This is a genomic window from Bacillus nakamurai (assembly GCF_001584325.1).
GTDB classification, from domain to species: domain Bacteria; phylum Bacillota; class Bacilli; order Bacillales; family Bacillaceae; genus Bacillus; species Bacillus nakamurai.
The window spans coordinates 146,808-173,539 of record NZ_LSAZ01000034.1; the positions used below are offsets into that span (position 1 = coordinate 146,808).

21 protein-coding genes, 1 pseudogene and 1 other annotated feature are annotated in these 26,732 nt (G+C 45.7%); of the genes and pseudogenes, 3 read left to right on the plus strand and 19 right to left on the minus strand.

What is annotated here, in order from left to right:
• Positions 1–31: 31 nt before the first annotated feature.
• On the plus strand, positions 32–1,465 hold the full coding sequence (locus AXI59_RS14730; RefSeq protein ID WP_061522981.1) for a recombinase family protein: 1,434 nt from the start codon (positions 32–34) through the stop codon (positions 1,463–1,465).
• A gap of 15 nt (positions 1,466–1,480) precedes the next feature.
• On the opposite strand, the pseudogene radC reads toward AXI59_RS14730, so the two are convergent.
• The 6 genes and pseudogenes from radC to AXI59_RS14760 all read right to left on the minus strand — a co-directional run.
• A pseudogene (radC, locus tag AXI59_RS14735) lies at positions 1,481–1,885 on the minus strand (RadC family protein); the annotation flags it as partial.
• Positions 1,886–1,916: 31 nt separating this feature from the next.
• Positions 1,917–2,486, minus strand: coding sequence for a Maf family protein (locus AXI59_RS14740; RefSeq protein WP_061528593.1), 570 nt, complete (start codon positions 2,484–2,486; stop codon positions 1,917–1,919).
• A 139-nt stretch (positions 2,487–2,625) separates the two neighbouring features.
• Positions 2,626–3,630 carry an SPOR domain-containing protein gene (locus tag AXI59_RS14745; protein ID WP_061528594.1) on the minus strand — a complete coding sequence of 335 codons (1,005 nt, stop codon included), beginning with the start codon at positions 3,628–3,630 and terminating at the stop codon, positions 2,626–2,628.
• A 131-nt stretch (positions 3,631–3,761) separates the two neighbouring features.
• Positions 3,762–4,508 (minus strand): prepilin peptidase, encoded by a 747-nt coding sequence (locus tag AXI59_RS14750; protein WP_061528595.1) that lies wholly within the window; start codon positions 4,506–4,508, stop codon positions 3,762–3,764.
• Positions 4,509–4,642: 134 nt separating this feature from the next.
• Entirely contained in the window at positions 4,643–5,938 is a 1,296-nt protein-coding gene (locus AXI59_RS14755; protein WP_061528596.1) for a bifunctional folylpolyglutamate synthase/dihydrofolate synthase, read from the minus strand.
• Positions 5,939–5,996: 58 nt separating this feature from the next.
• A complete protein-coding gene (locus AXI59_RS14760; protein WP_061528597.1) occupies positions 5,997–8,639 on the minus strand; it encodes a valine--tRNA ligase in 2,643 nt (880 codons plus the stop codon).
• Positions 8,640–8,697: 58 nt separating this feature from the next.
• Positions 8,698–8,921 (minus strand) — a binding site (T-box leader).
• A gap of 169 nt (positions 8,922–9,090) precedes the next feature.
• On the opposite strand from AXI59_RS14760, the gene AXI59_RS14765 reads away from it, so the two are divergent.
• On the plus strand, positions 9,091–9,282 hold the full coding sequence (locus tag AXI59_RS14765; protein ID WP_045926471.1) for a hypothetical protein: 192 nt from the start codon (positions 9,091–9,093) through the stop codon (positions 9,280–9,282).
• A 13-nt stretch (positions 9,283–9,295) separates the two neighbouring features.
• Here AXI59_RS14765 and ysxE read toward each other — a convergent pair whose 3' ends face one another.
• From ysxE to hemA, 8 genes are all read right to left on the minus strand, one after another.
• Entirely contained in the window at positions 9,296–10,318 is a 1,023-nt protein-coding gene (gene ysxE, locus AXI59_RS14770; protein WP_061528614.1) for a spore coat protein YsxE, read from the minus strand.
• Positions 10,319–10,351: 33 nt separating this feature from the next.
• Complete coding sequence (locus AXI59_RS14775) at positions 10,352–11,884, minus strand: LysM peptidoglycan-binding domain-containing protein (RefSeq protein ID WP_061528599.1); 1,533 nt, start codon at positions 11,882–11,884, stop codon at positions 10,352–10,354.
• A 133-nt stretch (positions 11,885–12,017) separates the two neighbouring features.
• Positions 12,018–13,307, minus strand: coding sequence for a glutamate-1-semialdehyde 2,1-aminomutase (hemL, locus tag AXI59_RS14780; RefSeq protein WP_061522988.1), 1,290 nt, complete (start codon positions 13,305–13,307; stop codon positions 12,018–12,020).
• Positions 13,308–13,334: 27 nt separating this feature from the next.
• Positions 13,335–14,309 carry a porphobilinogen synthase gene (gene hemB / locus AXI59_RS14785; protein WP_156476294.1) on the minus strand — a complete coding sequence of 325 codons (975 nt, stop codon included), beginning with the start codon at positions 14,307–14,309 and terminating at the stop codon, positions 13,335–13,337.
• Between the two features lie 2 nt (positions 14,310–14,311).
• Positions 14,312–15,094: a uroporphyrinogen-III synthase gene (locus AXI59_RS14790; protein WP_061522990.1), complete on the minus strand. Its 783-nt coding sequence runs from the start codon at positions 15,092–15,094 to the stop codon at positions 14,312–14,314.
• Entirely contained in the window at positions 15,084–16,025 is a 942-nt protein-coding gene (gene hemC, locus AXI59_RS14795) for a hydroxymethylbilane synthase (protein WP_061522991.1), read from the minus strand. The genes AXI59_RS14790 and hemC overlap by 11 nt, the downstream gene beginning before the upstream one ends.
• A 35-nt stretch (positions 16,026–16,060) precedes the next feature.
• Entirely contained in the window at positions 16,061–16,891 is an 831-nt protein-coding gene (locus AXI59_RS14800) for a cytochrome c biogenesis protein (protein WP_061522992.1), read from the minus strand.
• A 7-nt stretch (positions 16,892–16,898) separates the two neighbouring features.
• Positions 16,899–18,266 carry a glutamyl-tRNA reductase gene (gene hemA, locus AXI59_RS14805; RefSeq protein ID WP_061522993.1) on the minus strand — a complete coding sequence of 456 codons (1,368 nt, stop codon included), beginning with the start codon at positions 18,264–18,266 and terminating at the stop codon, positions 16,899–16,901.
• Between the two features lie 183 nt (positions 18,267–18,449).
• On the opposite strand from hemA, the gene AXI59_RS14810 reads away from it, so the two are divergent.
• Positions 18,450–18,941 carry a hypothetical protein gene (locus AXI59_RS14810; protein ID WP_061522994.1) on the plus strand — a complete coding sequence of 164 codons (492 nt, stop codon included), beginning with the start codon at positions 18,450–18,452 and terminating at the stop codon, positions 18,939–18,941.
• 33 nt (positions 18,942–18,974) lie between these two features.
• Here the strand turns inward: AXI59_RS14810 and yihA are convergent, their stop codons facing one another.
• The 5 genes from yihA to tig form a co-directional block, all read right to left on the minus strand.
• Entirely contained in the window at positions 18,975–19,562 is a 588-nt protein-coding gene (yihA, locus tag AXI59_RS14815) for a ribosome biogenesis GTP-binding protein YihA/YsxC (RefSeq protein ID WP_061522995.1), read from the minus strand.
• On the minus strand, positions 19,559–21,883 hold the full coding sequence (gene lon / locus AXI59_RS14820) for an endopeptidase La (RefSeq protein ID WP_061522996.1): 2,325 nt from the start codon (positions 21,881–21,883) through the stop codon (positions 19,559–19,561). Before lon ends, yihA begins: the two co-directional genes overlap by 4 nt.
• 191 nt (positions 21,884–22,074) lie before the next feature.
• Positions 22,075–23,733, minus strand: a complete 1,659-nt coding sequence (lonB, locus tag AXI59_RS14825; protein WP_061528601.1) for an ATP-dependent protease LonB — start codon at positions 23,731–23,733, stop codon at positions 22,075–22,077.
• 149 nt (positions 23,734–23,882) lie between these two features.
• Positions 23,883–25,145: an ATP-dependent protease ATP-binding subunit ClpX gene (gene clpX / locus AXI59_RS14830; RefSeq protein ID WP_061522998.1), complete on the minus strand. Its 1,263-nt coding sequence runs from the start codon at positions 25,143–25,145 to the stop codon at positions 23,883–23,885.
• 271 nt (positions 25,146–25,416) lie between these two features.
• Complete coding sequence (tig, locus tag AXI59_RS14835; protein WP_061528602.1) at positions 25,417–26,691, minus strand: trigger factor; 1,275 nt, start codon at positions 26,689–26,691, stop codon at positions 25,417–25,419.
• Positions 26,692–26,732: the final 41 nt, after the last annotated feature.

A 26,732-nucleotide genomic window follows, 5' to 3' on the forward strand; every position in this document is an offset into this window, starting at 1 on the left:
ACAGAACATACGTTTGCTAAGGAGCTACATTATGAATCTGAAAAATGAAAATGAAAGAAAAAGCATCGGGATTTATATCAGGGTTTCAACTGAGGAACAAGCAAGGGAGGGCTATTCAATTCCAGCCCAAGGGGAAAAACTTAAAGCTTATTGCATATCGCAAGGCTGGACGAATTATAAGTTTTATACAGACGAAGGAAAATCAGCAAAAGATATTAATAGACCTTCCTTAGAATTAATGTTAAGACATATCGAGCAGGGAATCATTGATACCGTCTTAGTGTATAGGCTAGACCGTTTAACTCGATCAGTGCGTGACCTCTATTCTCTTCTTGACTACTTTGATAAATATAATGCTGTTTTCCGGTCAGCGACAGAAGTATATGATACAGGATCAGCAACTGGGCGGCTCTTTATTACTTTAGTTGCTGCCATGGCGCAATGGGAACGTGAGAACCTCGGCGAACGGGTTCGAATGGGGCAAATAGAAAAGGCCAGACAGGGACAATTTAGTGCGCCTGCCCCTTATGGATGGAAAAAAGAAGGAAACACATTAATCAAAAATCCAGAACAAGGCGCTGTCATTTTAGAAATGATAGAGAAAATAAAAGAAGGTTACTCAATTAGAAAATTGGCTGATTACCTTGATAACTCTGAATATCAACCCACAAGAGGTTACAAATGGCACATTGCATCAATCTTAGTTATTTTAAAAAACCCTGCCTTGTATGGTGCTCTTAGATGGAATGATGAAATAATTGAGGATGCTTTTGAGGGGTATATAACAAAAGTAGAATTCAAACTACTACAAACCATTTTACATGATAGGCAAAATTTCAAAAAAAGAGAAACCACATCTATTTTTATTTTCCAATCAAAAATTATATGCCCGAATTGCGGTAACCGCTTAACGTGCGAACGTTCAATATATTTTAGAAAAAAAGACAATAAGAACGTAGAAAGTAATCATTATAGGTGCCAAGCGTGTACACTAAATAAAAGGCCGGCAATAGGAGTAAGCGAGAAGAAATTTGAAAAAGCTTTTATAAACTATATGGAGCAAGTTAGTTTTAAAAGAGAACCTGATTTTCCAAAGCAATGTAAAAGTAACCAGGATTTCGAAAAGTTGCATCAGAAAATAATAAAAATTGAAAACCAACGAAAAAAATATCAAAAAGCATGGTCAAAAGATTTGATAACGGATAATGAATTTGAACAACTCATGAATGAAACAAAAACGGCACTTGAACAAGCTAATGCAGAGCTGCAAAAAAAGCAAGGTGCCGCCATCCCAAAAACCCCCGTTGATATTGAAAAGGTAAAAAAACTAATTGTAATGTTTAAAGAAAATTGGAATGTTTTAACTAATGAAGAAAAAAGGGAGTACGTTCAGGAGCTAATAGAAAGGATTAAGTTTGAGAAAAAAGAAGGGAAAGTAAAGATCCTCAGTGTCGATTTTTATTAGTATTTATATCAACTATACACAGACAAAATGCTCCTGGGATAAAAAGCGCATATCCTCCATCACAAAATTTGCCCCGTCTTCCGGAGAGCGGATGACGTAATGTTCCTCGGCGGATGTCTTATGAATGCGACTCCCCAGCTCAATTGCGGCCAGTATTTGAACGGCTTTCACAGTGCCGATTCCGGGAATGCTCGACAGCTCTTGGGCGGATGCGCCTTTTAACAGGCGCAGGCCGTCAAAAGTGCGCAGCAGCCGGTGAGAGAGGTTCATTACAGATTCATGCTTTGTCCCCGTTCTTAATAGGATTGCGAGCAATTCATTGTTTGACAGATTTTCGGCTCCGCAGTGCAGAAGCCGTTCTCTCGGTTTTTCTTTTTCCGGGAAATCTCTGAATTTTAACGGCAGATCGCAGATGATCAAGCCCTCCTTGTTCCCCTTCCCCGTTTGAACATCAAGCTTTTATATTAAAATCTTTCAGGGCTCTCATTGTTTTTGAAACAGGAAGCCCGACGACAGAATGGAAATCACCGTCTATCTTTTTCACTAAAAGCGCGCCTTTTCCTTGGATGCCGTATGCACCTGCTTTATCCATCGGTTCTTTAGTTTCGATGTAATTCTGTATTTCGTCTTCACTAAGCGGCCAAAACGTCACTTCCGTCGTTTCACAGAACGTTTTTTTCCGGTCTCGCGCCTGGATGCTGACCGCAGTAATGACTTTATGGCTTCGGCCGGAAAGCCTCCGCAGCATATCTGCCGCCTCTTTTTTGTCACGCGGTTTGCCGAGGCATTCGCCGTCTATACAAACCATCGTGTCAGCGCCGATAACGACTGCATCGGGATTTTCTCCGGCTACAGCCCCGGCTTTTTGCTCAGCCAACCATTGGACGTTTTCTTCCGGTGAAAGGTTTCGATTTAATTTTTCATCTACATGGCTCACAATAATGCTGTAAGGAATCTGAAGAAGATTAAGGAGTTCTTTTCTTCGCGGAGATTGTGAAGCGAGTATTAAGCGTTTTGTCATGATTGTCATCCTTTCAGGGTTGCTTAAGAAAAAAAGATACTTGTCTATCCTACCAAATCAAACCCGTATTCACAATTTCAGAAAAATAACTTTTTCATGACAAAATAAAAAATCCCGCCGCATGACGGGAGAAGAAATATTATTTTACAACGCTCAGCAGTTGCTGCTGGGCCTTCCAGCCTGACTCGGGGCTTGGCGTTTCGAGTTCCTTCAGCGCTTGCAGCACAGCCTCTTTTTCCTTTTTGTCGGCCGCGTCTGCGCCGTTTACCGTTTTTGTGATTTTGGCCACATCGGCTTTTGCTACTTCTTTACCGATGATCGCTTTGGCGGACAGCTCGGATGCTTGTTTAAAGGAATCCTCCATATCGGATTCAATCGCAAAGGAAAGCTCTTTTCCTCCCCAAGCCTCAAAATTCTTGTCGATCAGCGCCTGCCCCAATTGCTGCGATAAACTTTTTTCTGCAGAGAGGCCGGCGATCACATAGGTGTATCCGTCGTCTTTTGATAGAGAAACTGCTGAATAGCCTTTTTCAGTCAGCTGGTCAACTAAGGTTTTGGCTCCTTTTTCTGATGAAAATTTTCCCGCTTGCACCGCATATGTCTTATAGTTTCCCTCTGCCTGTCCCGAATCGCTTGTGTCACCCGTTTCTTGTTGGGCTGATGCGGTGTCACCCGCTTTTACCGTCTGCCCTTGTGAGCCTTTGTCAGCTGCTGCCGGCGCGGACGCTTCTTTACTGCCGGACATATTTAAGGCGACAAGGCCGAGTCCCGTCCCTAAAACTGCTGCAACGGCAATCGTTGTGACTGCTCTTTTTACGGGAGAAGACGGATGCTTCTTTTTGGAGTACATATGGCCCCCCGTGTTTTTCTTTTGGTACGGCGGAACGACTTTCGGGTCATCCTCAAAAACGTCCTTTTCCCCCTCGTCATCCCAGTTAAAATCATCTTCCTTAGGGTCTTCATGAGAGGCTGCTGTCTCCTGCTCCGCTTTTTTGGTTTCCTCCCAATTCGAAAATGTGACTGTTTTTTCCTCTCCGGTTTTCATTTCCTCTTGTCCATACATAGTTTCTTCTTGTCCGTTAATGGTTACTTTAAGGGCATTATTTTTTGCTTTGCTGTTCTTTTTGCTTTTCCTTTTTTTCAACGTCTCTTCCCCCTTGCTTTCGTCTTGGCCGTACCATGAACTGATCATGTTTCACACTTTAGCATAGGCGAAAAAAAAAAGAACAAGACTTTTGTCGTCTTGTCCAAAAAACGTTCGCCAAATTTTTCAGGTCAGCCGGAGGCGAGATGGATGTAGAACGAAAACAGCTCCTCACCGTATAAATAACTCACGATACTTCCGGCTGCGATGGCCGGCGCAAAGGGGAAAGGCTGCTTTTTTGCCAGCCTTCCGACAAGCTGAGCACACGCCCCGTATGCGGCTCCGATGATGACGGACAGAAAAAATGCAATGAGCACGAGCTTTATGCCAAGCGCAAGCCCGATAACCCCGAACAGTTTTACATCACCTCCGCCGATCCCGCCTTTGCTGACAAGCATGATAACGGCAAGCAGAAGAAAACCGCAAACTGCCCCGGCAAGCCCTGCATACCATGAACCAAGCGGCGAGAAAAAACGCCCGGCAATGAAAAACGGGAGAAAAAACAGCAGAACCTTGTCAGGAATCAGCATATAATGCAGATCCGTCACAGTGACAATAATCAACAGAGAGAGAAATAGAAGAGCGACAAACAGTTCTGCTGTCAAACCAAAGCGAATACCGGCAGACGTAAACAAACACGCTGTAAACCATTCCGCCGCGGGATACATCAGTGATAGCTTCCGCCGGCAGCTTTTGCACCTTCCTCTCTGCACGGCATAAGAAAAAACAGGGATCAGTTCAGCCCAAGAGAGCGGGGAGCAGCAAAAAGAACAGGCTGAACGCGGGTAAACAATCGAGATCCGCAGCGGAATGCGGCACCCTGCTGTATAAAAAAAAGAACCGAGGATTAATCCGAGGGCAAACAGAATGAAAAGCATCTTGACCACACCTTTTCTATCAATCTGGCTCAGATTGTAGCATGGAAAGATGCAAGACCTTAAATGTACAAAAATCAATTTTGCATATAAAAAAGCCCGGCAAAACCGATCATTTCCTGCCGGGCTTTTCACGGCTATGAAATAAGCCGCTTTCTCATTTCTGAAATAAAATACAGTGATCCGGTAATGATGATGATGTCATCTGCGCCGTCTTTTTGTTCAATCCATGCTTTTACGCTGTCCGGGTCTTCATCAAAGCTTTTATTCGTCAGGCTGCTTGCGTCATAAAGGTCTTTTGCGCTTGAAGCACGCGGGAAATCAAACGACGAAAAGTGAATAGAGTCTGCAACCGTTTCAAGCTTCTTGATCATTTCCTGATACGGTTTGTCTTTTAATGCGCTGAACACAACATGAATTGTATCGCCGGCAAAGCGCTGCTTGACGGTTTCGGCCAGTTTTTCTATTCCTTCTTCGTTATGGGCGCCGTCCGCATACACAACAGGACGTTCTTGAAGCTGTTCAAATCGGCCAGGCCATGAAGCTTTTTTCAGCCCGTTCCGCAATGCGTCTTCCGAAATGTCTGCATATGTTAAGCGATTTAGCCATTCAGCCGCCAAAATCGCCAATGCCGCATTCTGCCTTTGATGAATGCCGATCAATGAGGTTTGAATATTTTCATAGCGTTTCACATCGGTTTCTAACGAAAAGGATTCGCCTGACGGAAGCGCCGCTTCGTTAAAAAGCCTGCACGTTTCATATAATGACTGATACGGAGCCTGCTTTTCTTCGGCCTCTGCTTCGATGACGCCAAGCGCCTCCGGCTGGTTGACGCCTGTAATAATCGGAATGCCTTCTTTTATAATACCGGCTTTTTCCCCCGCAATGGCCTCAATGGTATGGCCTAAAATCGCCATATGGTCATGCCCGATGCTTGTAATAACGGTCAGCAGCGGTTCAACGATATTGGTTGAATCGTATTTTCCGCCAAGCCCTGCTTCAAAAATGACAAAATCAATGCCGCTTTGCTTTGCAAAATATAAAAATGCACAAGCTGTAATGATTTCAAATTCTGTCACCGTTCCGGCATCCGTCTCATCCAGCTCATCCACAAAAGGTTTTATTTCGTTAACTAGCTGTCTCCATTCCTCATCAGAAATCGGCGTGCCGTTGACGCTGATACGTTCATTAAACGTAATGATATACGGAGAAGTAAATGTACCGACCGTATAGCCGGCTTCTTGAAGCACGGAGCGGATAAACGAGACGGTTGACCCTTTTCCGTTTGTGCCCGCCACATGAATGGCGCGGATTTTTTTCTCGGGGCGACCCAATTTTTCCATCAGCCTTTCCATACGGAGAAGGCCCGGCTTTACGCCGAATTTGAGCCGGCCGTGAATCCAGCTGATCGCTTCTTTGTACGTATTAAACAATGAAATCCCCTCTTTTATACAGCAAGGCGGTTTCTTAGGAAACCGCCCCGTTCGTTAATCAGCCCTTCAGCTCTTCCATCCGCTGCCGGACAGCCTCGCGTTTTGCCGTGTAGTCTTTTTCTTTCTCACGCTCTTCTTCAATGACATGTTCAGGAGCCTTTTTGATGAATCCTTCGTTGCCGAGTTTTTTCTGAACGCGTTCGACTTCTTTTGTCAGCTTGTCGAATTCTTTTTGTAAACGGGCAATTTCTTCATCAATATTAATCAGCCCTTCAAGCGGTAAAATCACTTCCGCTCCGGTTACGACTGCTGTCATCGCTTTATCGGCCGCATTGATATCAGTTCCGATTTTCAGCGAGCTCGGGTTTGTGAAGCGCTCAACGTAAGAGCGGTTCTTCTCAAGGCGCTCAGCGATGTCTTCTGTAGATGTTTTAATATAAAGCTCAACCTGCTTGCTCATCGGCGTATTGACTTCACTGCGGATATTGCGGACAGAACGGATTAATTCAACAAGCAGTTTCATATCTGCCGCAGCTTCTGTATCCGTATGTTCCGGCACCGCAACAGGCCAAGAACTGATTGTAATCGATTCGCCCTCGTGAGGAAGGTGCTGCCAAATTTCCTCCGTTAAGAACGGCATAAACGGGTGAAGCAGACGCATCGTCTGATCAAGCACGTATGCCAGGACAGAACGTGTGGTTTTCTTCGCAGCTTCATCTTCGCCGTAAAGCGGCAGCTTCGCCATTTCGATATACCAGTCACACACATCATCCCAGATGAAGTTGTACAGATGGCGTCCGACTTCACCGAATTCATAACGGTCCGCAAGCTGAGTCACGTTTTCAATCGTTTCGTTCAGTCTTGTCAGAATCCACTTATCGGCAACTGATTTTTCTCCTGAGAGATCAAGCTCATCATAGGTCATGCCGTCCATGTTCATTAATGCAAAACGGGAGGCATTCCAAATTTTGTTTGCAAAGTTCCAAGTAGACTCCACTTTTTCGTAGCTGAAACGGAGATCCTGCCCCGGAGAGCTTCCGGTTGCTAAGAAATAACGGAGGGAATCTGCTCCGTACTGATCGATGACGTCCATCGGATCAACGCCGTTTCCAAGCGATTTACTCATTTTTCTGCCTTGTTCGTCACGGATTAAGCCGTGAATCAGCACGTCTTTAAACGGACGCTCGCCCGTAAACTCAAGGCCTTGGAAAATCATGCGGGATACCCAGAAGAAAATGATGTCATACCCTGTTACAAGCACGTCGGTGGAGTAATAACGTGTAAAGTCTTCTGCGTTTTCGTCAGGCCAGCCCATCGTGGAGAACGGCCAAAGCGCGGAGCTGAACCACGTATCAAGGACGTCTGCATCCTGCTCCCAGTTTTCGCTGTCTTCCGGCGCCTCAAGGCCGACATACACTTCGCCAGTTTCTTTATGATACCAGGCAGGGATGCGGTGGCCCCACCATAATTGGCGGGAAATACACCAATCGCGGATGTTTTCCATCCAGTGTAAGTATGTTTTTTCGAAACGGTCCGGAACAAAGTTGACTTTCTCTTCTTTTGTCTGAAGCTCAACCGCTGCATCGGCAAGCGGCTGCATTTTGACAAACCATTGTGTGGACAAATACGGTTCAACGACCGCGCCGCTTCTCTCACTGTGGCCGACAGAGTGCATGTGCTCCTCAATTTTAAAGAGAACGCCTGATTCCTGCAGGTCTTTGACGAGTTTTTTACGGCACTCAAACCGGTCCATGCCGTTATACGCTAACGCATTTTCATTCATTGTTCCGTCTTCATTCATGACGAGAATCCGTTCTAAATTGTGGCGGTTGCCGAGTTCAAAATCATTCGGGTCATGGGCAGGCGTGATTTTAACAGCTCCTGAACCGAATTCCATATCGACATAATCATCGCCGACGATCGGAATTTCACGGTTTGTGATCGGCAGAATAACGGTTTTTCCAATCAAATGCTTATAACGCTCATCTTCCGGATGAACCGCAACAGCCGTGTCGCCAAGCATCGTTTCCGGGCGGGTAGTGGCGATTTCAATGGAGCCTGAACCGTCTGCTAACGGATAGCGCAAATGATAAAATGCCCCCTGCACATCCTTATAGATGACTTCAATATCGGATAATGCCGTTTTTGTGGCCGGATCCCAGTTGATGATATATTCGCCTCTGTAAATCAGGCCTTTTTCGTACAGCTTGACGAATACTTCACGCACGGCCTTGTTCAGCCCCTCATCAAGAGTAAAGCGTTCGCGTGAGTAATCGAGTCCAAGGCCCATTTTGGCCCATTGGCTGCGGATGAAGTCAGCGTACTCTTCCTTCCACTTCCAAGTTTCTTCAAGAAATTTCTCGCGGCCTAGGTCATAGCGGCTTGTGCCCTGTTCGCGGAGCTTTGCCTCAACTTTTGCCTGAGTAGCGATGCCGGCGTGGTCCATGCCCGGAAGCCACAGCACGTCATATCCCTGCATGCGCTTCATTCGCGTCACGATATCTTGCAGCGTCGTATCCCACGCATGGCCGAGGTGCAGCCTTCCTGTTACGTTTGGCGGCGGAATAACGACAGAGTACGGCTGTTTCGTCTGATCACTGCCCGCTTCGAAATATTTTCCTTTCAGCCAAAAATCGTAGCGGCCTTTTTCAATGGCAGCCGGATCATATTTTGTCGGCATTGTTTGTTCGTTTGTATCCATCATAACCCTCCATCATGTTTAGAAATGGCTGAGCAACTAAAAAAGAGCCTTCATCCTTGTAAAGGACGAAAAGCTCTTTCGCGGTACCACCTTTTTTCATGAACAGCATGTGTTCATGCACTTAAACGGATAACGGGGGCGGCCCGAATTTCTCTACTTGGTGTTTCAAGAAATTATGCTCCCGGGCGACCTTCCAATGAGACGTCATAAGAAGCCTTTCAGCATAATAGCTTCTCTCTCTTCATGCGTCTTTCTTGTACTCTTCCCGTTCTCAGCAGGTGTATTTATCAGCTCATGATCTTGTTTATTTATGTTCTTTATTATAGTAAAAGTGTTTTTGATTCGTCAATCATCTTTTCCAAAAACCATTGCCGCCATACATAAATGGGCATGCACCCCGCCCTTTTTCTTCACATATGATCAAGTAAAGGCGACTTTTAGGAGGATGTACGTGAGGAAAAAATTCAATTCTTATTCGCTGCCGCCGTGGGCCAGGCAGGTCCGCCTTGTCTCCGCGCAAGTGATTATACCCATCACGATTTTTCAAGGAATCAGAACGATTTTCTTTCCGACGACCTTTGATGTCCTGCTGCTTGCCATTCTGCTGTTTTTAGCGTGCGCTTTACATTTGGAATGGATCTAAAAAAACGAGTCCGTCATGAAGTGGACTCGTTTTCGGCCTTTATTTTTTTCTCCTGCTCAATTTGGTGCACCTTCGTGAGAAAAGGCTCAATATTTTTCATTTGCCAATACGCCCTTAATAAATGAGTGCATTCTTCTTTTTCCGGGCCCCTTTGATCGGTTTGATACCGATTGAGCACTTTGTACATGCCTGCCGGATAAGCCATGTAGCTGAGAAACAGGCTGATTTCCGCTTCACGAAGGGGAAAGGCTTTGTGATACGTATAAAACCACTCCAGACACTCCGGGCAGGCTTTCGGGTAGCTTCTGAACATTCTGGAGTAAAAGCCGAACAGATCATTTTGAGGAGGGCCCGGCGAGGCTTTTTCAAAATTCGTGAAAAAGCCGGCCCCCACATCATTATAAAGAAAGTGGCGGCTTGATAAACTGCCGTGATTAATCACCACTCTCGATGTTTCTTTGTCCTTCGCTGCTTCATACCACTCTTCCAGCCGTTCGAGAGCAAAATTCACAGCGGAAACCGTTTCTGCAAGATACGTAACAGCCTGCAGTTCAAAAGGAGAAAGATACCACTCGTTTTCGGCCCTGTCGGCAAACTGCTCGTAGACAAGCTTGTCATTTTCCCAATCTTTTTTCGTCATTTCATAAAAGCTGCTGATTTCCTCCGGTCTGATTTGGATATCCCGTACAGTCGCCGAATGGAGCCTTGCAATTTCTTTAAAAAGATAAACGTGTTTTTGATCCCGTTCTTCTTCTTCGTCATATTGCAGCCAAGGCATTAAATAATAAGAATCTTCCGTACCGCTCCCCGAAAAAAACTCGCCCGCATGCGTGCGGTAGACCGGAACGAATGAACGATATCCTTTCTCCTCGATGCTGACCATATGATCCGTAAATTGCCTGCTGCGGGACGGCCCCAGCTGTTTCAAGGCAAATATGCCGTGGTTTGTGTAGATCTTTCGCACACGCGGGCTGACAGGTTCGATATATTCAGCCTCCAGCCCGTATTCCTGAAGCACAGATTGGACTGCTTCCATTCCATTCACCACATTTTTAAGGCCTCTTGCTGCTTACGCATGGCTGTTATTGTATTCCGGTATATAAAGAATCTGCCCTTCTTCCAGCTCATCATCAAACGATAAAGCATTCATTCTGATCAGCTGCTGGGAAGTGATGTCATAACGCTCACACACGCGTTCTATCGTATCTTGCTGCTGGACGATGCAAATTTTCATTCTTGAAAACTTTTCGTCCTCCCTTGTAAATAATTTTGTCAAATAATGAGAATTCTCATGTTCCTTCTGCTCTGTTTCCGCTTCCTGCTCTTCTCTTTGAACCGCTTGAGGCTCCGGCTGTTCAGGTTCGGACGGCATCTCTGAAAACTGGAAGGACAAATCAAGAGGCGGCTCCTCTTTTTGTTCCTCCTCAGACGGAGCCATTTTCCTTACCTCAATCTCAAAGCCTTCATCAGCCTGCTCCTCTTCCTCCAGCAGCTTAGGGGCGCTGTAAAACTCCTCCTCTTCCTGTTCAGGAAGAAAGGCGCGATAATCGGGCGCCAGCTCATCTTCCGGCTCTTCAGCAGCCTCCTTGGCGCTTTCTTCGGCCTCTGTATCAGCCTCCTCTGCCTGATGGCGGAAAAGCGGTTCAGATTCAGGCTCAAGCTCTTCCCGCTGTTCTTTTTCTTGAAAAACGGGCAATTCCTCATTTTCAGCTTCATCTTCTTGCGGCATCAAAGAAATGTCATGGGGAACCGCCTCAAAATGCTCTTCCTGCTGCTCCGGTGCTTCAGCTGGTTCCTCCTCAGAAACCGGGACGTCCCTTTCGGCTGTCACAAATGACGGCTCTTCAGCTTCATCCGGCTCTTCTTCATGAAGAACAGGAGAAGGCGGAGGCGGCTCAGTGAATGAAACAGGCTCATCTTCCTGTTCTCTGAGGAAAGAAGGTTCGTCTTCCTGTTCCCTGAATAAAGGAGCTTCCTCTTCTTCCTTCGCTTCTTCATCTTCCTCGGCTTCAACTTCAACCGCGTCTTCCTCCGGCTCCTCTGATAGCTGCTCCGGCACATGGCGTATAATTAATTCAGGTCCATGTCCCTCTTCTTCCTGCCTATGGTCAGCAAGGTTTTCGAACTCTTCTTTTGCAAATTCAGGGGCCACATACAAAGGCACTTCCGGCTCCTTCGGTTCTGTTTCATCAAGCAGCCCTTCAATCGCTAAATCGGCCTGAATGGTTAAAATCCGTGAATCCGTTAATTGATAATCAAACGCATCGATAAACACAAAGACATCATTTAAGTGACTCACTTTATTTTTCGGAATCGTGATGTCCACCGGGAAACAATGAAGGAGTTCAGCCGTCCCGTCCTCCCTCGCTTTCACTTCATCTACAAACCTCAGTTCTGCTGCCTGCTCTTCAAAATGTCCATTGTGATCTATGTTGTACTCGCCAGTAAGTTCTAATGATCCTTTAATTGAGACATAATTATTTACTTCCTGTACCCTGATGTCAGGATCTAATGAAATCGAAAGTAACTCAGAAACTTCCTGTCCTTTTTGGAAACAGATTGATTCTTCAACAGAAAATTGCAAACGGTGATTATGCGGCAAGTTCATATCCTCCTTTCATCTAATCCTTAAAATTAGATGTCACTAAAGGTGTATGCCGCAGTCAGGGGAAATATGATAAGGGGGTCATTGAAAAAAAGCCGATACAAGACAGGCTTGCATCGGCTTTTGCAGATTAACGGCTGATGCTTGAAAATACTTTTTCAGCCGCTTGAATGGTTTGTTCAATATCTTCCATTGTATGTGCAGTGGAGAGGAATAATCCTTCAAATTGAGATGGCGGAAGGAATACGCCTTCGTTTGCCATGCCTTTATAATACTTAGCGAACAGCTGCAAATCGGATGATTTGGCTGCTTCATAGTTAATGACGGGCTCGTTTGTGAAAAAGAAGCCGATCATTGAACCCGCACGGTTAAAGGTATGCGGAATGCCGTTTGCTTCAGCCGCTTTTGAAATGCCTTCTTCAAGCAGATCGCCTTTTTTCATGAACTCTTTATACGAATCAGGCGTAAGCTGCTTCAACGTCTCAAGGCCCGCCGTCATCGCAAGCGGATTTCCTGATAACGTTCCGGCCTGATAGATCGGACCGCTCGGAGCGATTCTCTCCATAATTTCTGCTTTACCGCCGTACGCACCGACTGGAAGACCGCCCCCGATTACTTTGCCGAGGCACGTTAAGTCAGGTGTCACGCCGAAATATCCTTGAGCGCAGTTATAGTCAACACGGAAACCGGTCATGACCTCATCAAAAATTAACAGCGTGCCGTACTGTTCTGTAATGTCGCGAAGCCCTTGTAAAAATCCTTCCTGCGGAGGAACAACACCCATGTTTCCGGCTACCGGCTCAACGATCACACCGGCAATATCTTCGCCGAACTCCTGGAACGCAAGCTTAACGCTTTCCAAATCGTTGTACGGAACGGTAATCGTATTCATTGCAATCCCTTCCGGCACTCCCGGGCTGTCAGGAAGTCCAAGCGTCGCAACGCCAGATCCTGCTTTAATCAGCAGCGAATCGCCGTGGCCATGATAACAGCCTTCGAATTTCAAAATTTTGTTTCGGCCGGTATATCCCCGAGCCAGACGCAAGGCGCTCATTGTCGCTTCTGTGCCTGAGCTGACCATCCGTACGATTTCCACAGAAGGAACACGGTCAATGACCAATTTGGCAAGCTCGTTTTCTGCTTCTGTAGAAGCGCCGAAACTTGTTCCGTTTTCCGCTACTTTTTTCAGGCTTTCGACGACACGGTCATTGGTATGGCCTAAAATAAGCGGTCCCCAGCTCAGCACATAATCAATATATTCATTGCCGTCAATATCAAAAATTCTCGATCCTTTGCCGCGCTGCATAAAAATCGGGTCCATATCAACTGATTTAAAAGCGCGTACAGGGCTGTTCACTCCGCCCGGCATCAGTTTTTGCGCTTCTTTAAAAGCGGCTTTTGATTTTTCATAGCTTCGCATCTGCCTCAGCTCCCGTCAAATAAATAGTTACTCAGCAAGCCATTTTGCTGCGTCTTTCGCATGGTACGTCATAATCAAATCAGCACCTGCGCGTTTCATGCTCGTTAAAATTTCCAGCACCATTTCTTTTTCTTTAATCCAGCCGTTTTGCGCCGCAGCTTTTACCATCGAATACTCTCCGCTCACATTATAAGCGACAAGCGGCAGATGATGGCGGGTTTTCACGTCCCGCATAATATCTAAATAAGACATTGACGGTTTGACGATTAAAAAGTCAGCGCCTTCGGCCACATCAGATTCCGCTTCCCGAAGCGCTTCTAAGCGGTTGGACGGGTCCATCTGATATGTTTTGCGGTCACCGAATTGCGGCGTGCTGTCCGCAGCGTCACGGAACGGACCGTAAAATTCACTGGAATATTTTACGGCATAAGACATAATCGGAATGTTAGAGAATCCCTCTTTGTCCAGCGCTTCTCTGATAACCGCGACAAATCCGTCCATCATATTTGAAGGAGCGATGATGTCTGCGCCCGCCTTAGCTTGGCTTACTGCTGTTTGCGCCAGCAGTTCCAGTGATTCGTCATTTAAAATTTCACCGTCTTTGACAACGCCGCAATGGCCGTGATCCGTATATTCGCACAAACACGTATCGGCGATGACGATCATATCAGGATAATGCTTTTTAATTTCTGCTATGCCTTTTTGCACGATGCCGTGATCATGAAAAGCCTGAGTTCCGCAGGCGTCTTTTTCCTCAGGCACGCCGAAAACGATGACAGATTTAATGCCGAGCGATACAAGTTCAGCCATTTCGTCCTTCAGTAAATCGAGTGATACATTATAAACACCCGGCATTGAAGGAACCTCTTTTTTTCCTTTGAGCCCCTCGACGACAAACAGCGGGTAAATAAAATCAGACGGATGCAAACGTGTTTCTTTTACCAATTCTCTCATTGCTGCATTCGCGCGCAAACGGCGGTGTCTGTTAAATGTTTGATTCATCATCATCTTTCCTTTCTCGACATGCTGCACATAACGTCCAGCATTCCTTCTATCGTATATGTCTTAGGCACATGGGACGAAATTCCGTATTCCAGCAGTGCCTTCTCTGTCAGAGGACCGATGCTGATATATGCCGTCCCGTGATTCTCCCAAACTTTTTCTCCGTCTCCCACCGCATGCATAAAGGTATGCACGGCTGATGAACTTGTAAATGTAATATAATCAAAATGAGAACGGGAAGCAGCCTGTCTCAGTTCAGCCATGCCTTTTTCATCCTGAATGGTATGGTATAACACCCATTCCCTAATCTGATAGCCAAGAGGCTCGAGCTCCGTCTTTATGACATCCCGTGATAAATTGCCCTTCATGACTGTAATGGGCTCCGTTACAGCCGCGTGCAGCTTTAATGTATCGGCCAAACATTCAGCCACATACTCATCCGGCATCACATCTGCCGTGAGCCCGCGTTTTTTTAAGGCGCGTGCTGTCTTCTCACCGACTGCGGCAATCTTTTTCCGGTCCGGAACAGTTACTCCGTGTTCGGCAAGATAGGAAAAAAAGAACCTGACGCCGTTTACGCTTGTGAAGACAAGCCAGCCTGGCTCAGAAAGGTCTTCCCGGAGACTGTCCGCACATTCGCCGGGGAGCGCTTCCTGAAAAGTAATCAGCGAGGCTGAAACAGCCGTTCCGCCGAGCGCCTCCACTTTTTTTTGAAACGAAGCAGCCTGCTTTTTATTGCGGGTGACAAGCACGGTCTTTCCTTTTAAAGGAAGCTCATTCGCCATCCTGATCTAGCTCCTGTTTCACACGGTCGATTAATGCTTTAGCTCCTTTATCCGCCATTATCGCCGCACAGCGTTTTCCAATCTCTTCCGGATTATGTCCGGCTGTTTTTTCTTTAAAAATCGTTTTTCCGTCAGGAGATGCCACAAGGCCGATTAATTCAACTTCATCCTGATCATTTATTGTCGCATATCCGGCGATCGGCACTTGGCAGCCGCCCTCCATCGCATTCAAAAAGGCCCGTTCTGCTGATACGGTGCGTGCTGTATACTCATCGGTAAATTGCGAGAACAGCTTCAGCAGCTCTTCATCCGACTCCCTGCATTCAATCGCAAGAGCGCCTTGTCCGACTGCCGGAAGACAGCGTTCCGGTTCGAGGAACTCCGTCACGACATCATCTTTCCAGCCCATTCTGGAAAGCCCTGCGGCAGCTAAAATAATAGCATCGTAGTCCTCTGTCTCAAGCTTTTGAAGTCTCGTATCTATATTACCTCTGATCCACTTAATTGTAAGGTCAGGACGCTCAACAAGCAGCTGTGCGCTTCTTCTTAAGCTGCTCGTGCCGATGATTCCGCCTTTTTTGATGTCATCCAGCTTTTGATGCCCCTTTGAAATCAGCGCATCACGAGGGTCCTCGCGTTTCGGTATACAGCCGATGGTAAGGCCCTCAGGCAAAAGAGCAGGCATGTCCTTCATACTGTGAACCGCCATATCAATCTCCTTATTTAACAGCGCCTGTTCGATCTCTTTCACAAACAATCCTTTACCGCCCACTTTTGACAGCGTAACATCGAGAATGCGGTCACCCTTGGTAACAATCTCTTTAATCTCAAATGTATAGGAAGGATTCAATCCCTTCAGTTTGTTAATTACCCATTTTGTTTGGGTCATAGCCAGTTTGCTCCGTCTGGAACCTACCATAATCGTTCTCATTTTCTTTCCTCCCGAATCTGTTTGGGAACTTGATATTAACTGAACCAATGGAATTGCGACAGGCTTCCGAGCAGGAAATAATTAATCATCAGCACGAGAAAACAAGCTGAATTCCATAGCGCCGCCACTTTTCCCTGCAGTTCCTTAATCAATCTGATATATAAATAGTAGCTGTATAAAAGCAGCACAATAAATGAACCGAGCACCTTTGAGTCAAACCAATACAGCGTTTCCAGCGACACATACGCCCAAATCACGCCTAAAATCAAGCTTAACAGCAGCATCGGAACCCCGATCACATTCAGAACGTAAGCCATATAATCAAGTTTTGACAAATCTTCAATTCTCAACAGCCATTTTCCCCATTTTTTCTTCTTTAATAAGTAATATTGAAACTGATAAAGCAGCGAAAAGACAAAGGACAGGGAAAAAGCCCCGTATGAAAGAATCGCCATTGTAATATGGATCACCAAAAGTTCTGACACAAGCTGGCCGGAAAAGGCAGCTGAATGCTGATCCGTCGGTGAAAACGTATGGATCGCTATCATCGAGAAACCGATGACGTTCGTAAAAAACACGATAAAGTCTACGCGCAAAATCTGCGTGACGACAAGTGAGAGTGTGACAAGCACCCAGGCATAAAAGTAAAGGGCTTCTGTAATATTTAAGACCGGAAATCTGCCCGTCTGCCACATAAAATAGGAAAGATAAACAGTTTGCAGAGTCCAGACAATAGAAAGCAACCAGAAGGCCATTTTCCCAGCCTTCCGGTTGTGTTGAAGAAAATCTATAAAATAAAAAAGGACGCTTACTGCATAGATAACAATTGTGCCTTCATTAAGTCTTGCCATTGCTGTATCAATCATGCAGCCCTCACTCACTTACAAGTGGACCAAAGCCCGCTTTTGTTTCTGCCTTTTGAAACGAATGAACCTCCTGGCGGGTATCCAGGCTTTTGTCCAGCTGGTGTCCGGCCGCTTCTTCAATATCAAAAATCTGCATAAACAGCTTCAGTTTTTCCTCAGAATCAGCCTCAGCCGCAAGCTCTTTCGCTTTCAGAATCGGGTCGCGGAGCATTTGATTAATGATGCTTTTCGTATGTTTGCTTAACAGCTTTTTCTCTCTCACAGTCAGATGAGGGAGCTTGCGTTCAATGCTCTGCATTGTATCTGACTGGATGGAGAGCGCCTTTTCCCGCAGCGCTGAGATGACCGGCACAACGCCGAGCGTATTCAGCCATTGCTTAAACTCAACAATTGCCGCTTCAATAAACAGCTCGACTTTTTCAGCTGTTTCACGGCGTTCTTTTAAGTTTGCTTCGACGATTCCTTCAAGATCATCAATATCGTAAAGGAAAACACCTTCAAGATCGTTTAACGACGGATCAAGGTCTCTCGGCACGGCGATATCGACCATAAATAACGGACGGCCCTTCCGCCTTCTGCCGGCCTTTTCCATCATATCTTTAGACACGACAAAATCACTCGCGCCTGTTGAGCTGATTAATATATCGGCTTCAGCGAGAGCATCTTCAAGCTGGTTTAGGCTGCGCGCTTCTCCGGAAAAACGATCCGCAAGCTCTTTTGCTTTCACGAACGTTCTGTTGATGACCGTCACCTTGCCGATTCCCTGGCCGTGCAGATTTTCTGCGGCAAGCTCGCCCATTTTTCCCGCACCGAGAATTAAAATGTGCTTGCTGGACAGAGAACCGAAGATTTTTTTCGCAAGCTCAACAGCAGCGTAACTGACGGAAACGGCATTTGCGCCGATATCAGTTTCAGCGTGCGTACGTTTGCCAACGGTCACCGCCTGTTTAAACAGTTCATTAAATATCGTGCCGATTGTTTTTTCATTCTGCGCCGTTTTAAAGCTTGAACGGACCTGGCCGAGTATTTGCGTTTCACCGATCACCATAGAATCCAATCCGCATGCCACACGGAATAAATGTTCAATCGCCGCATCGCTCTCATAGAATTTCAAAAAAGGCGACAGCTCTTCTTTCGGCAAAGAAAACCATTCGGCTAAAAATGTCTTTATATAATAACGGCCGGTATGAAGCTGATCCACCACCGCGTATATTTCAGTGCGGTTGCAGGTGGACACGATAATGTTCTCCAAAACGCTTTTTTCTTCTTTTAAACGGAGCATCGCTTCTGCAAGCTCATCCGGCTGAAAACTTATTTTTTCGCGTATTTCAATAGGGGCGGATTTATAATCTACTCCCACAACAAGTATATGCATAGCTTTTTCATGCACCCCCACACTTCGCATTAATTTATAATCATTCTAATTTATAATAATTATAACATAGTTTCTTTCTGAAATTGTGAACAGATTTCAAAAATGTTGTGCTATAGTATAAAAAGCTTCATTTCCTACTGTATTTATCATACTAAAAAACCTTTACAACGGGTAGGTGATAGGATGAGAAAAAAATCAATTTTATTTCCAGGGCTTCTGCTTGCCGCGTCATTATTCGCTTGGCTTCAAAGCGGACAGGTCCAATTGTTCCCGAATCAAGGCGAATGGCCGGTGCTTCTTATGCTGCTTGGCCTCACCATGCTCTATCAGGGCAAGAAAGAAGCGGCACCGCCTCATGTCCTGATTGGTATGCTTCTTTTCGGGATAGGTTTACACTTTTTCGCTAAGCCTGAATTTCCATGGTGGCCCGGAGATTTTGAAATGCTGATCTTCGTATTTGGATTTTCATTATTTGCGGCAGCGAGAAAAGAATATGTATACGAAGCTGTTTCAATGATTTGTTTTTCCCTCTTTTTGTACTTCTTTAAACAAATAACAGCCTGGCTTGAGTCCGTACATATTCCAACAGAGCATTTCAAAACATACTGGCCGTATGTTTTGATCGGTATCAGCCTTTTTTTATTGTTTATCAGACGGAACAAAACTATACGATAAAACCCAAAACGCGGCGCGTTTTGGGTTTTTCATTTAGCGGCTGATCGCTTTTTTTATAGCTCCCCAAGCCTCATCTTTCCCTTTTTTCGTTTCAGAGGAGAATAAAATCAGCTCATCTTCCGGGTCCATATCGAGCGTTTGCTTGACGGTCTTTAAGTGCTTGTCCCATTTTCCTTTTGGAATCTTGTCCGCTTTTGTCGCGATGACAATGACCGGAATTCCGTAATACTTTAAGAATTCATACATGTTCACGTCATCCGCTGACGGGGCGTGCCTGAGATCGACAATCTGGACGCAGGCCTTCAGCTCTTCTCGGGTTGTCATATAGGTTTCGATCATTCTTCCCCATGCTTCCCGCTCACTTTTTGAGACTTTCGCAAATCCGTATCCGGGAACATCCACGAAATGCAATTCATCATTAATGATGTAAAAGTTTAAGGTTTGTGTTTTCCCCGGCTTCGACGATGTTCTGGCGAGGTTTTTCCGATTGATTAACGAGTTGATAAAAGATGACTTTCCTACATTTGATCTTCCGGCCAGCGCGATTTCCGGGAGTCCCCCTTCAGGGTACTGCTCGGGTTTGACCGCGCTGATCACGATTTCTGACTTTGTGACTTTCATTTCTTCTCTCCTACTAAGGCATATTCCAAAACGTCATCGAGATGCGAAACGAATATAAACTTCAGCCCGCTTCTGACGCTTTCCGGTATATCCTCTATATCGTTTTCATTATCTTTAGGCGCAATAATAGTGGTCAGGCCGGCCCTGTGCGCGCCAAGCGCCTTTTCTTTCAGCCCGCCGATCGGAAGCACACGCCCGCGCAATGTGATTTCACCCGTCATTCCGACCTCTCGTGACACCGGGCGCCCAGTTAATGCGGAAACGAGCGCCGTAGCCATTGTGATTCCGGCGGAAGGGCCGTCTTTTGGCACCGCTCCTTCAGGAACGTGAATATGAATGTCATGTTTTTCATGAAAATTCGGGTCGATGCCGAGCTGCTCCGCTTTCGAGCGGACATAACTGAACGCAGCCTGGGCTGATTCTCTCATCACGTCTCCAAGCTTTCCGGTCAGGATCAGCTTTCCTTTTCCCGGAGATAACGAGACTTCAATTGACAGCGTGTCTCCGCCGACTGTTGTATACGCAAGGCCAGTTACAACACCGACCTGATCTTCTGTTTCCGCTTGTCCGTATCTGAAAATCCGCTTTCCGATATAGTCAGCCAGATTTTTTTCGGTGACGGTAATCCGTTTTCTCTCTTTAGCGACAATGGCTTTTGCGGCCTTCCGGCAAATCGCGGCAATCTGGCGTTCAAGCGTTCTGACGCCGGCTTCTCTCGTATAATAGCGGATGATATCTATAATGGCCTGATCCCGGATCTGCAGGTTTCCCTTTGTCAGACCGTGCTCTTTGATCTGTTTCGGGAGCAGGTGGTCTTTGACGATTTCCAGCTTTTCGGTTTCAGTATAGCCGGATATGTTGATGATCTCCATTCTGTCTCTGAGAGGGCCCGGAATGGTGGCTAAGTTATTCGCTGTAGCGATAAAAAGCACCTTTGACAAGTCAAACGTCTCTTCAATATAGTGGTCGCTGAAAGTGCTGTTTTGCTCGGGGTCGAGCACCTCAAGCATTGCCGAAGACGGGTCTCCCCTAAAATCAGAAGACATTTTATCGATTTCATCAAGGAGAAAGACCGGATTCTGTTTGCCGGCTTTTTTCATCCCTTGAATGATGCGTCCCGGCATGGCTCCGACATATGTTCTCCGATGACCGCGGATTTCAGATTCATCACGGACCCCGCCAAGTGAAATCCTTACAAAACGGCGGCCCATGCTCGTACTGATCGATTTTGCCAATGATGTTTTTCCGACCCCGGGAGGTCCTGCCAGACAAAGAATCGGCCCCTTCAGCGTTTTCGTCAGCTGCTTTACCGCTAAATACTCAAGGATACGTTCCTTTACTTTTTCTAAGCCGTGATGCTCCTTGTCTAAAATCTCACCCGCTTTTTTAATATCGAGCTTGTCCTCTGTTTCATCCGACCACGGCAGGGCGATAAGCCAGTCAATATAATTACGGATAACGGAGCTTTCAGCGGAACTGGAAGGGACTTTTTCATAGCGGTTTAGTTCCTTAAGAGCCGTTTCTTTGACGCGTTCAGGCATACCTGCCTCTTCAATCTTTTCTGACAGCGTCTGAACCTCTCCCGTTTTCCCTTCTTTATCGCCAAGCTCCTTTTGAATGGCTTTCATCTGTTCGCGTAAGTAATATTCTTTTTGTGTTCGCTCCATCGAACGTTTGACGCGCTGGCCGATTTTTTTCTCTATTTCCAGCACTTCTTTTTCATTATTGATGGAACGGATGACCTTATTTAAACGCTCTTTGATATCAGCCGTTTCTAAAATATCCTGCTTGTCCTTTAATTTGAGCGGCAGGTGGGAAGCGACGATATCTGCCATTCTGCCGGGCTCTTCAATATCCGTCACAGCCGCGTACGTTTCAGCGGAGATTTTTTTAGAAATTTTTATGTACTGGTCAAAATGGTCCAGCAGCGTTCGCATCAGCGCTTCGTCTTCCACGTCTTTAGAATCGTCCTCATGCATCAGCTGTATGTCCACCGAAGTATAGTCTTCCAGCTCAGTGTATTCGAGAATCTGTGCCCGCTGAATCCCTTCTACCAACACCCGGATCGTACCGTTTGGAAGCTTCAGCATCTGTTTAATTTTTGTATAAGTGCCGACAGTGAAAATGTCCTCTTCACCCGGTTCATCTATCGAAATATCCTGCTGAGTGGCTAAAAAAATCATATGATCATGCATCATTGCCTGTTCAAGAGCCTGAACCGACTTATCACGGCCCACATCTAAATGCAAAACCATCGTCGGGTATACCAATAAACCTCTTAAAGGGAGGAGCGGGATGCTGCGTTTTATATCTTCTGCCATTGACTGACACCTCCGTGACTTTAGTATGAACCATTATAATACAACTTTTTCATCGTTGTACAATTCCGGGATTGGGAATCACCGAATAACACGCCCTGCAATAAAAACAGTCTCTTCGTAGTATACCCTTTCTTTCTGTTCTGAAAAAGGAAAAGATGTCCTTCATAAAAAAACCCCATTATAAAATGGGGTTAAACAGATTCTTTATTAATCTGAATATCAAACGGTTTTTGTTCTGAAGGCGGATCGACTAATATGACATCAAGCACCTCTTGGAACGTTTTGACCGCTTTAATGGTGATGCCGTCAATTCGTTTCAAAATCGATTGCTGATTTTCATACGGGATAATAACCGTTTTCGCTCCGGCCTGCTTTGCTGCTTTAATTTTAGGAATGACACCGCCGATCGGTTTTACAAGTCCCGTCAAACTGATTTCTCCCGTCATTGCCACAGTATGGTCAATAGGAATGCGATGAATGGCGGAAAAAATCCCCGCGGCCATCGCTATGCCTGCTGACGGGCCGTCAATCGGGCCTCCCCCGGGAAAGTTGACATGAATGTCATAGTCGGACGGTTTAATTCCCATCGTCCGGAGAACCGTTAAAACATTTTCCACCGATCCCTTCGCCATGCTTTTACGGCGGATCGACTTAGACTGGCTGCCGATGCTCTCTTCCTCGGCGATTCCCGTGATATTCAGGCTGCCTTTGTCCTGCGCAGGCGTGACATTCACTTCGATTTCAAGCAAAGCGCCGCTGTTCGGTCCGTAAACGGCAAGCCCGTTTACAATTCCGACTTGCGGTTTATCTGCAATTTTCTGCTCATGTTTAGGTGTGAGCTGACTGGAATGGACAACCCACTCTATATCTTCAATTGTAATCTCTTTTCTGTCCTCGGTGACCGCCATTCCTGCGGCAATCTGAATCATATTGACGGCTTCACGGCCGTTTCTCGTATACGTTGTCAAAACACTGAGGGCTTCATCAGAAATGTCCTTCTGAATTTTATCCGCTGCTTTTTTCGCTACGGCTTTTAACTCATCCTTCTCAAGCTCCCGGAAAAACACTTCAAGGCAGCGAGAACGGATGGCCGGCGGAATTTCATTCGGCATTCTCGTTGTCGCCCCGATCAAACGGAAATCTGCGGGAAGCCCGTTTTGAAAAATATCATGAATATGATTCGGAATTTGTGTATTTTCCTCACTGTAATACGCACTGTCTAAAAATACTTTCCTGTCTTCAAGCACCTTCAGCATTTTGTTCATCTGAATGGGATGAAGCTCACCGATTTCATCGATAAACAGCACACCGCCGTGCGCATGTGTCACTGCCCCTTGCTTCGGCTGCGGAATACCTGCCTGGCCCATTGCGCCCGCTCCCTGATAAATCGGGTCATGCACGGAGCCGATAAGCGGATCGGCGATTCCCCGTTCATCAAAACGCGCGGTTGTCGCATCAAGCTCTACAAAAACAGCCTGCTCTTGAAATGGTGACTGTTTATGTTTTTTCGCCTCTTCTAACACCAGTCTGGCAGCAGCCGTTTTTCCGACCCCCGGAGGCCCGTAAACGATGACGTGCTGCGGATTCGGACCGCACAGCGCGGCTTTTAACGCTTTAATTCCGTCCTCCTGGCCGACAATATCCTGAAAGCTTTTCGGCCGCACTTTTTCTGATAATGGCTCTGACAAACTGATCGCCCGCATTTTCCGCAGCTGTTCCATTTCCTTTTTTGATTCTTTATCTATTGTCACTTTTTGTGTACGTTGATTTTTGAGCAGATTCCAAAAATATAATCCGATGACAATCCCAAAAAACAGCTGTACGAATAATGCGATCCCTGTCCAACTCATGCTGGTCCCTCCTGAAAAAACGATTTATGTATCCAATTCATTCCTCTGTTCGCTAGTATCGCCCAGTGATGCCCGGAATAAACATTTTCAGAAGGTGCCGGGAAAGAAAAAAACCTCCTGAATCGAATGATTCAGGAGGTTTCATGATGTTATGCTGATGTTTTATCTTGGCCTACTACAGTGCCGTCCTTTAAAACAAGGCGAGGCGCTTCTCCGTCTGCCACTGTCGCTCCGGTAATGACACATTTTTCAATGTCGTCGCGGGACGGCAGATCAAACATGACGTCAAGCATGATACCTTCAATGATAGAACGCAGGCCGCGGGCGCCTGTTTTTCGCTCGATCGCTTTTTTCGCGATTTCAGACAATGCCTCTTCTTCAAATTCAAGCTCGACATCATCAAGTTCTAACATTTTTGTATACTGTTTGACGAGTGCATTTTTAGGCTTAGTCAAAATTTCAACTAATGCTGTTTCGTCAAGCTGCTCAAGGCTTGCAATGACAGGAAGACGGCCGATAAATTCAGGGATCAGCCCGAAACGGAGCAAATCTTCCGGCAGAACTTTAGAAAGCAGCTCTTCTTTTTCCAAGTCGGCAGCTTTATTATCAGAACCGAACCCGATCACTTTTTGTCCCAAACGGCGCTTAATGATTTGTTCGATGCCGTCAAAGGCACCGCCGCAGATGAACAAAATGTTAGTCGTGTCGATCTGAATGAATTCCTGATGAGGATGTTTGCGTCCTCCTTGAGGCGGTACGCTCGCAACTGTTCCTTCAAGAATTTTCAGAAGCGCCTGCTGCACGCCTTCACCTGATACGTCTCGTGTAATAGACGGGTTTTCAGATTTTCGCGCCACTTTATCAATTTCATCGATATAAATGATGCCTTTTTCCGCTTTTTCCACGTCATAGTCTGCTGCCTGAATGAGTTTCAGGAGAATGTTTTCCACATCCTCACCTACATATCCGGCCTCAGTTAAAGATGTAGCGTCCGCAATTGCAAACGGTACGTTCAAAATACGCGCAAGCGTTTGGGCAAGCAGTGTTTTCCCGCTTCCCGTCGGTCCGATCAATGAAATATTACTTTTAGAAAGCTCGACATCATCCACTTTACTGTTGGAGTTGATGCGTTTGTAATGATTGTAGACCGCAACCGCAAGTGATTTCTTCGCTTGATCCTGTCCGATGACATATTCATTCAGGATCTCACGGATTTCCTGCGGCTTCGGAACGTCTTTAAATTCGACTTCTTCTTCAGTACCGAGCTCTTCCTCTACGATCTCTGTGCAGAGCTCGATGCATTCGTCGCATATATATACGCCCGGTCCTGCAACCAGCTTACGAACTTGATCTTGAGTTTTTCCGCAGAACGAGCATTTTAATTGTCCTTTTTCCTCGTTGAATTTAAACATTCTTTCACCCCTTAATCTTGTCTCACTTTTTCTTTTACCTAGAGGGCAAAAGAAAACGGTTCTTGAAACGATCGAGTATGTATTGCATTTTACCATACTTTCCAATAAGACGGTAACAATGTGTTTCGTACTTGCACATTCTATATGTATGACAAAAAACAGCCCGGCAATGACTATCTTGCCCCAAGAAAAAGAGTTATATCATAATTGTACAAAACAAGGCACGAATTACTCGCGCCCTGTTTTATTATGTCTATTATTATGAACCATATTAACGGTTTTCTACAAGAAAATCAATTGCTTTTCGAACTTTTAAATCTTCCTTCATCGCGTCAGTTGAACCGATTGCTTGTTTGATGTTTTCAACAGGCATGTTGTATGCTTCAGCCATTTTAGTAAGCTCAGCTTCAACTTCTTCATCTGTTACTTCAAGATTTTCAGCTTGAGCAATCGCTTCAAGAGTCAGGTTTGATTTTACGCGTTTCGCAGCATCTTCTTTCATCTGCTCTTTTAACGCGTTTTCGTCTTGGCCTGAGAATTGAGTGTAAAGCTCAAGGTTCATGCCTTGCATTTGCAGACGCTGTTCGAATTCTTTCATCATGCGGTCAAGCTCAGTGTCGATCATCGCTTGAGGCACGTCAACTTCAGCGTTTTCAGATGCTTTCAGAACAAGCTCTTCACGCAGTTTAGCGTCAGCTTCGTTTTCTTTAGCTTCTTCAAGGCGTTTTTTTGTTTTCTCCGTTAATTCAGCAAGCGTTTCAACTTCTTCGTCAATGTCTTTTGCGAATTCGTCGTTAAGCTCAGGAAGCTCTTTCGCTTTGATTTCATGAATTTTCACTTTGAAAACGGCAGGTTTTCCTGCAAGATCTTCAGCATGGTACTCTTCAGGGAATGTTACTTCAACATCCTTTTCAGCGCCAGCTTCAAGTCCTGTCAGCTGCTCTTCAAAGCCAGGGATGAATGAACCGGAACCTACTTCGAGTGAGTAGTTTTCTGCTTTTCCGCCTTCAAATGCTTCTCCGTCTACGAAACCTTCAAAGTCAAGAACGACTGTGTCGCCGTTTTCAACAGCGCCTTCTTCTTTCACGACAAGCTCAGCCTGACGCTCTTGAAGCGCTTTTAGTTCATTTTGAACGTCTTCGTCAGTTACAGCCGTGTCATCTTTTTCGATTCCTAAACCTTTGTAATCGCCAAGTTTCACTTCAGGTTTTACTGTAACTTTCGCAGTGAAGATTAAGCTTTCGCCTTTTTCGATTTTTTCAACATCGATTTCAGGACGGTCTACAGGCTCGATACCTGCTTCTTCAATCGCTTTAGGGTATTCTACAGGAAGTAAAATATCTAGAGCATCCTGGTAAAGAGCTTCAACGCCGAAACGCTGTTCGAATAAACCGCGAGGAATTTTCCCTTTACGGAATCCAGGGATTGAGACTTGCTTAACTACTTTTTTAAATGCATCATCAAGAGCTGTTTTGAACGTTTCCGCATCAACTTCAACCGTTAAAACGCCTTCGTTGCCTTCTTGTTTTTCCCATTTTACAGACATGTGTTTCCCTCCAAAAATCTATTCAGGTTGTGTCGGTCTTC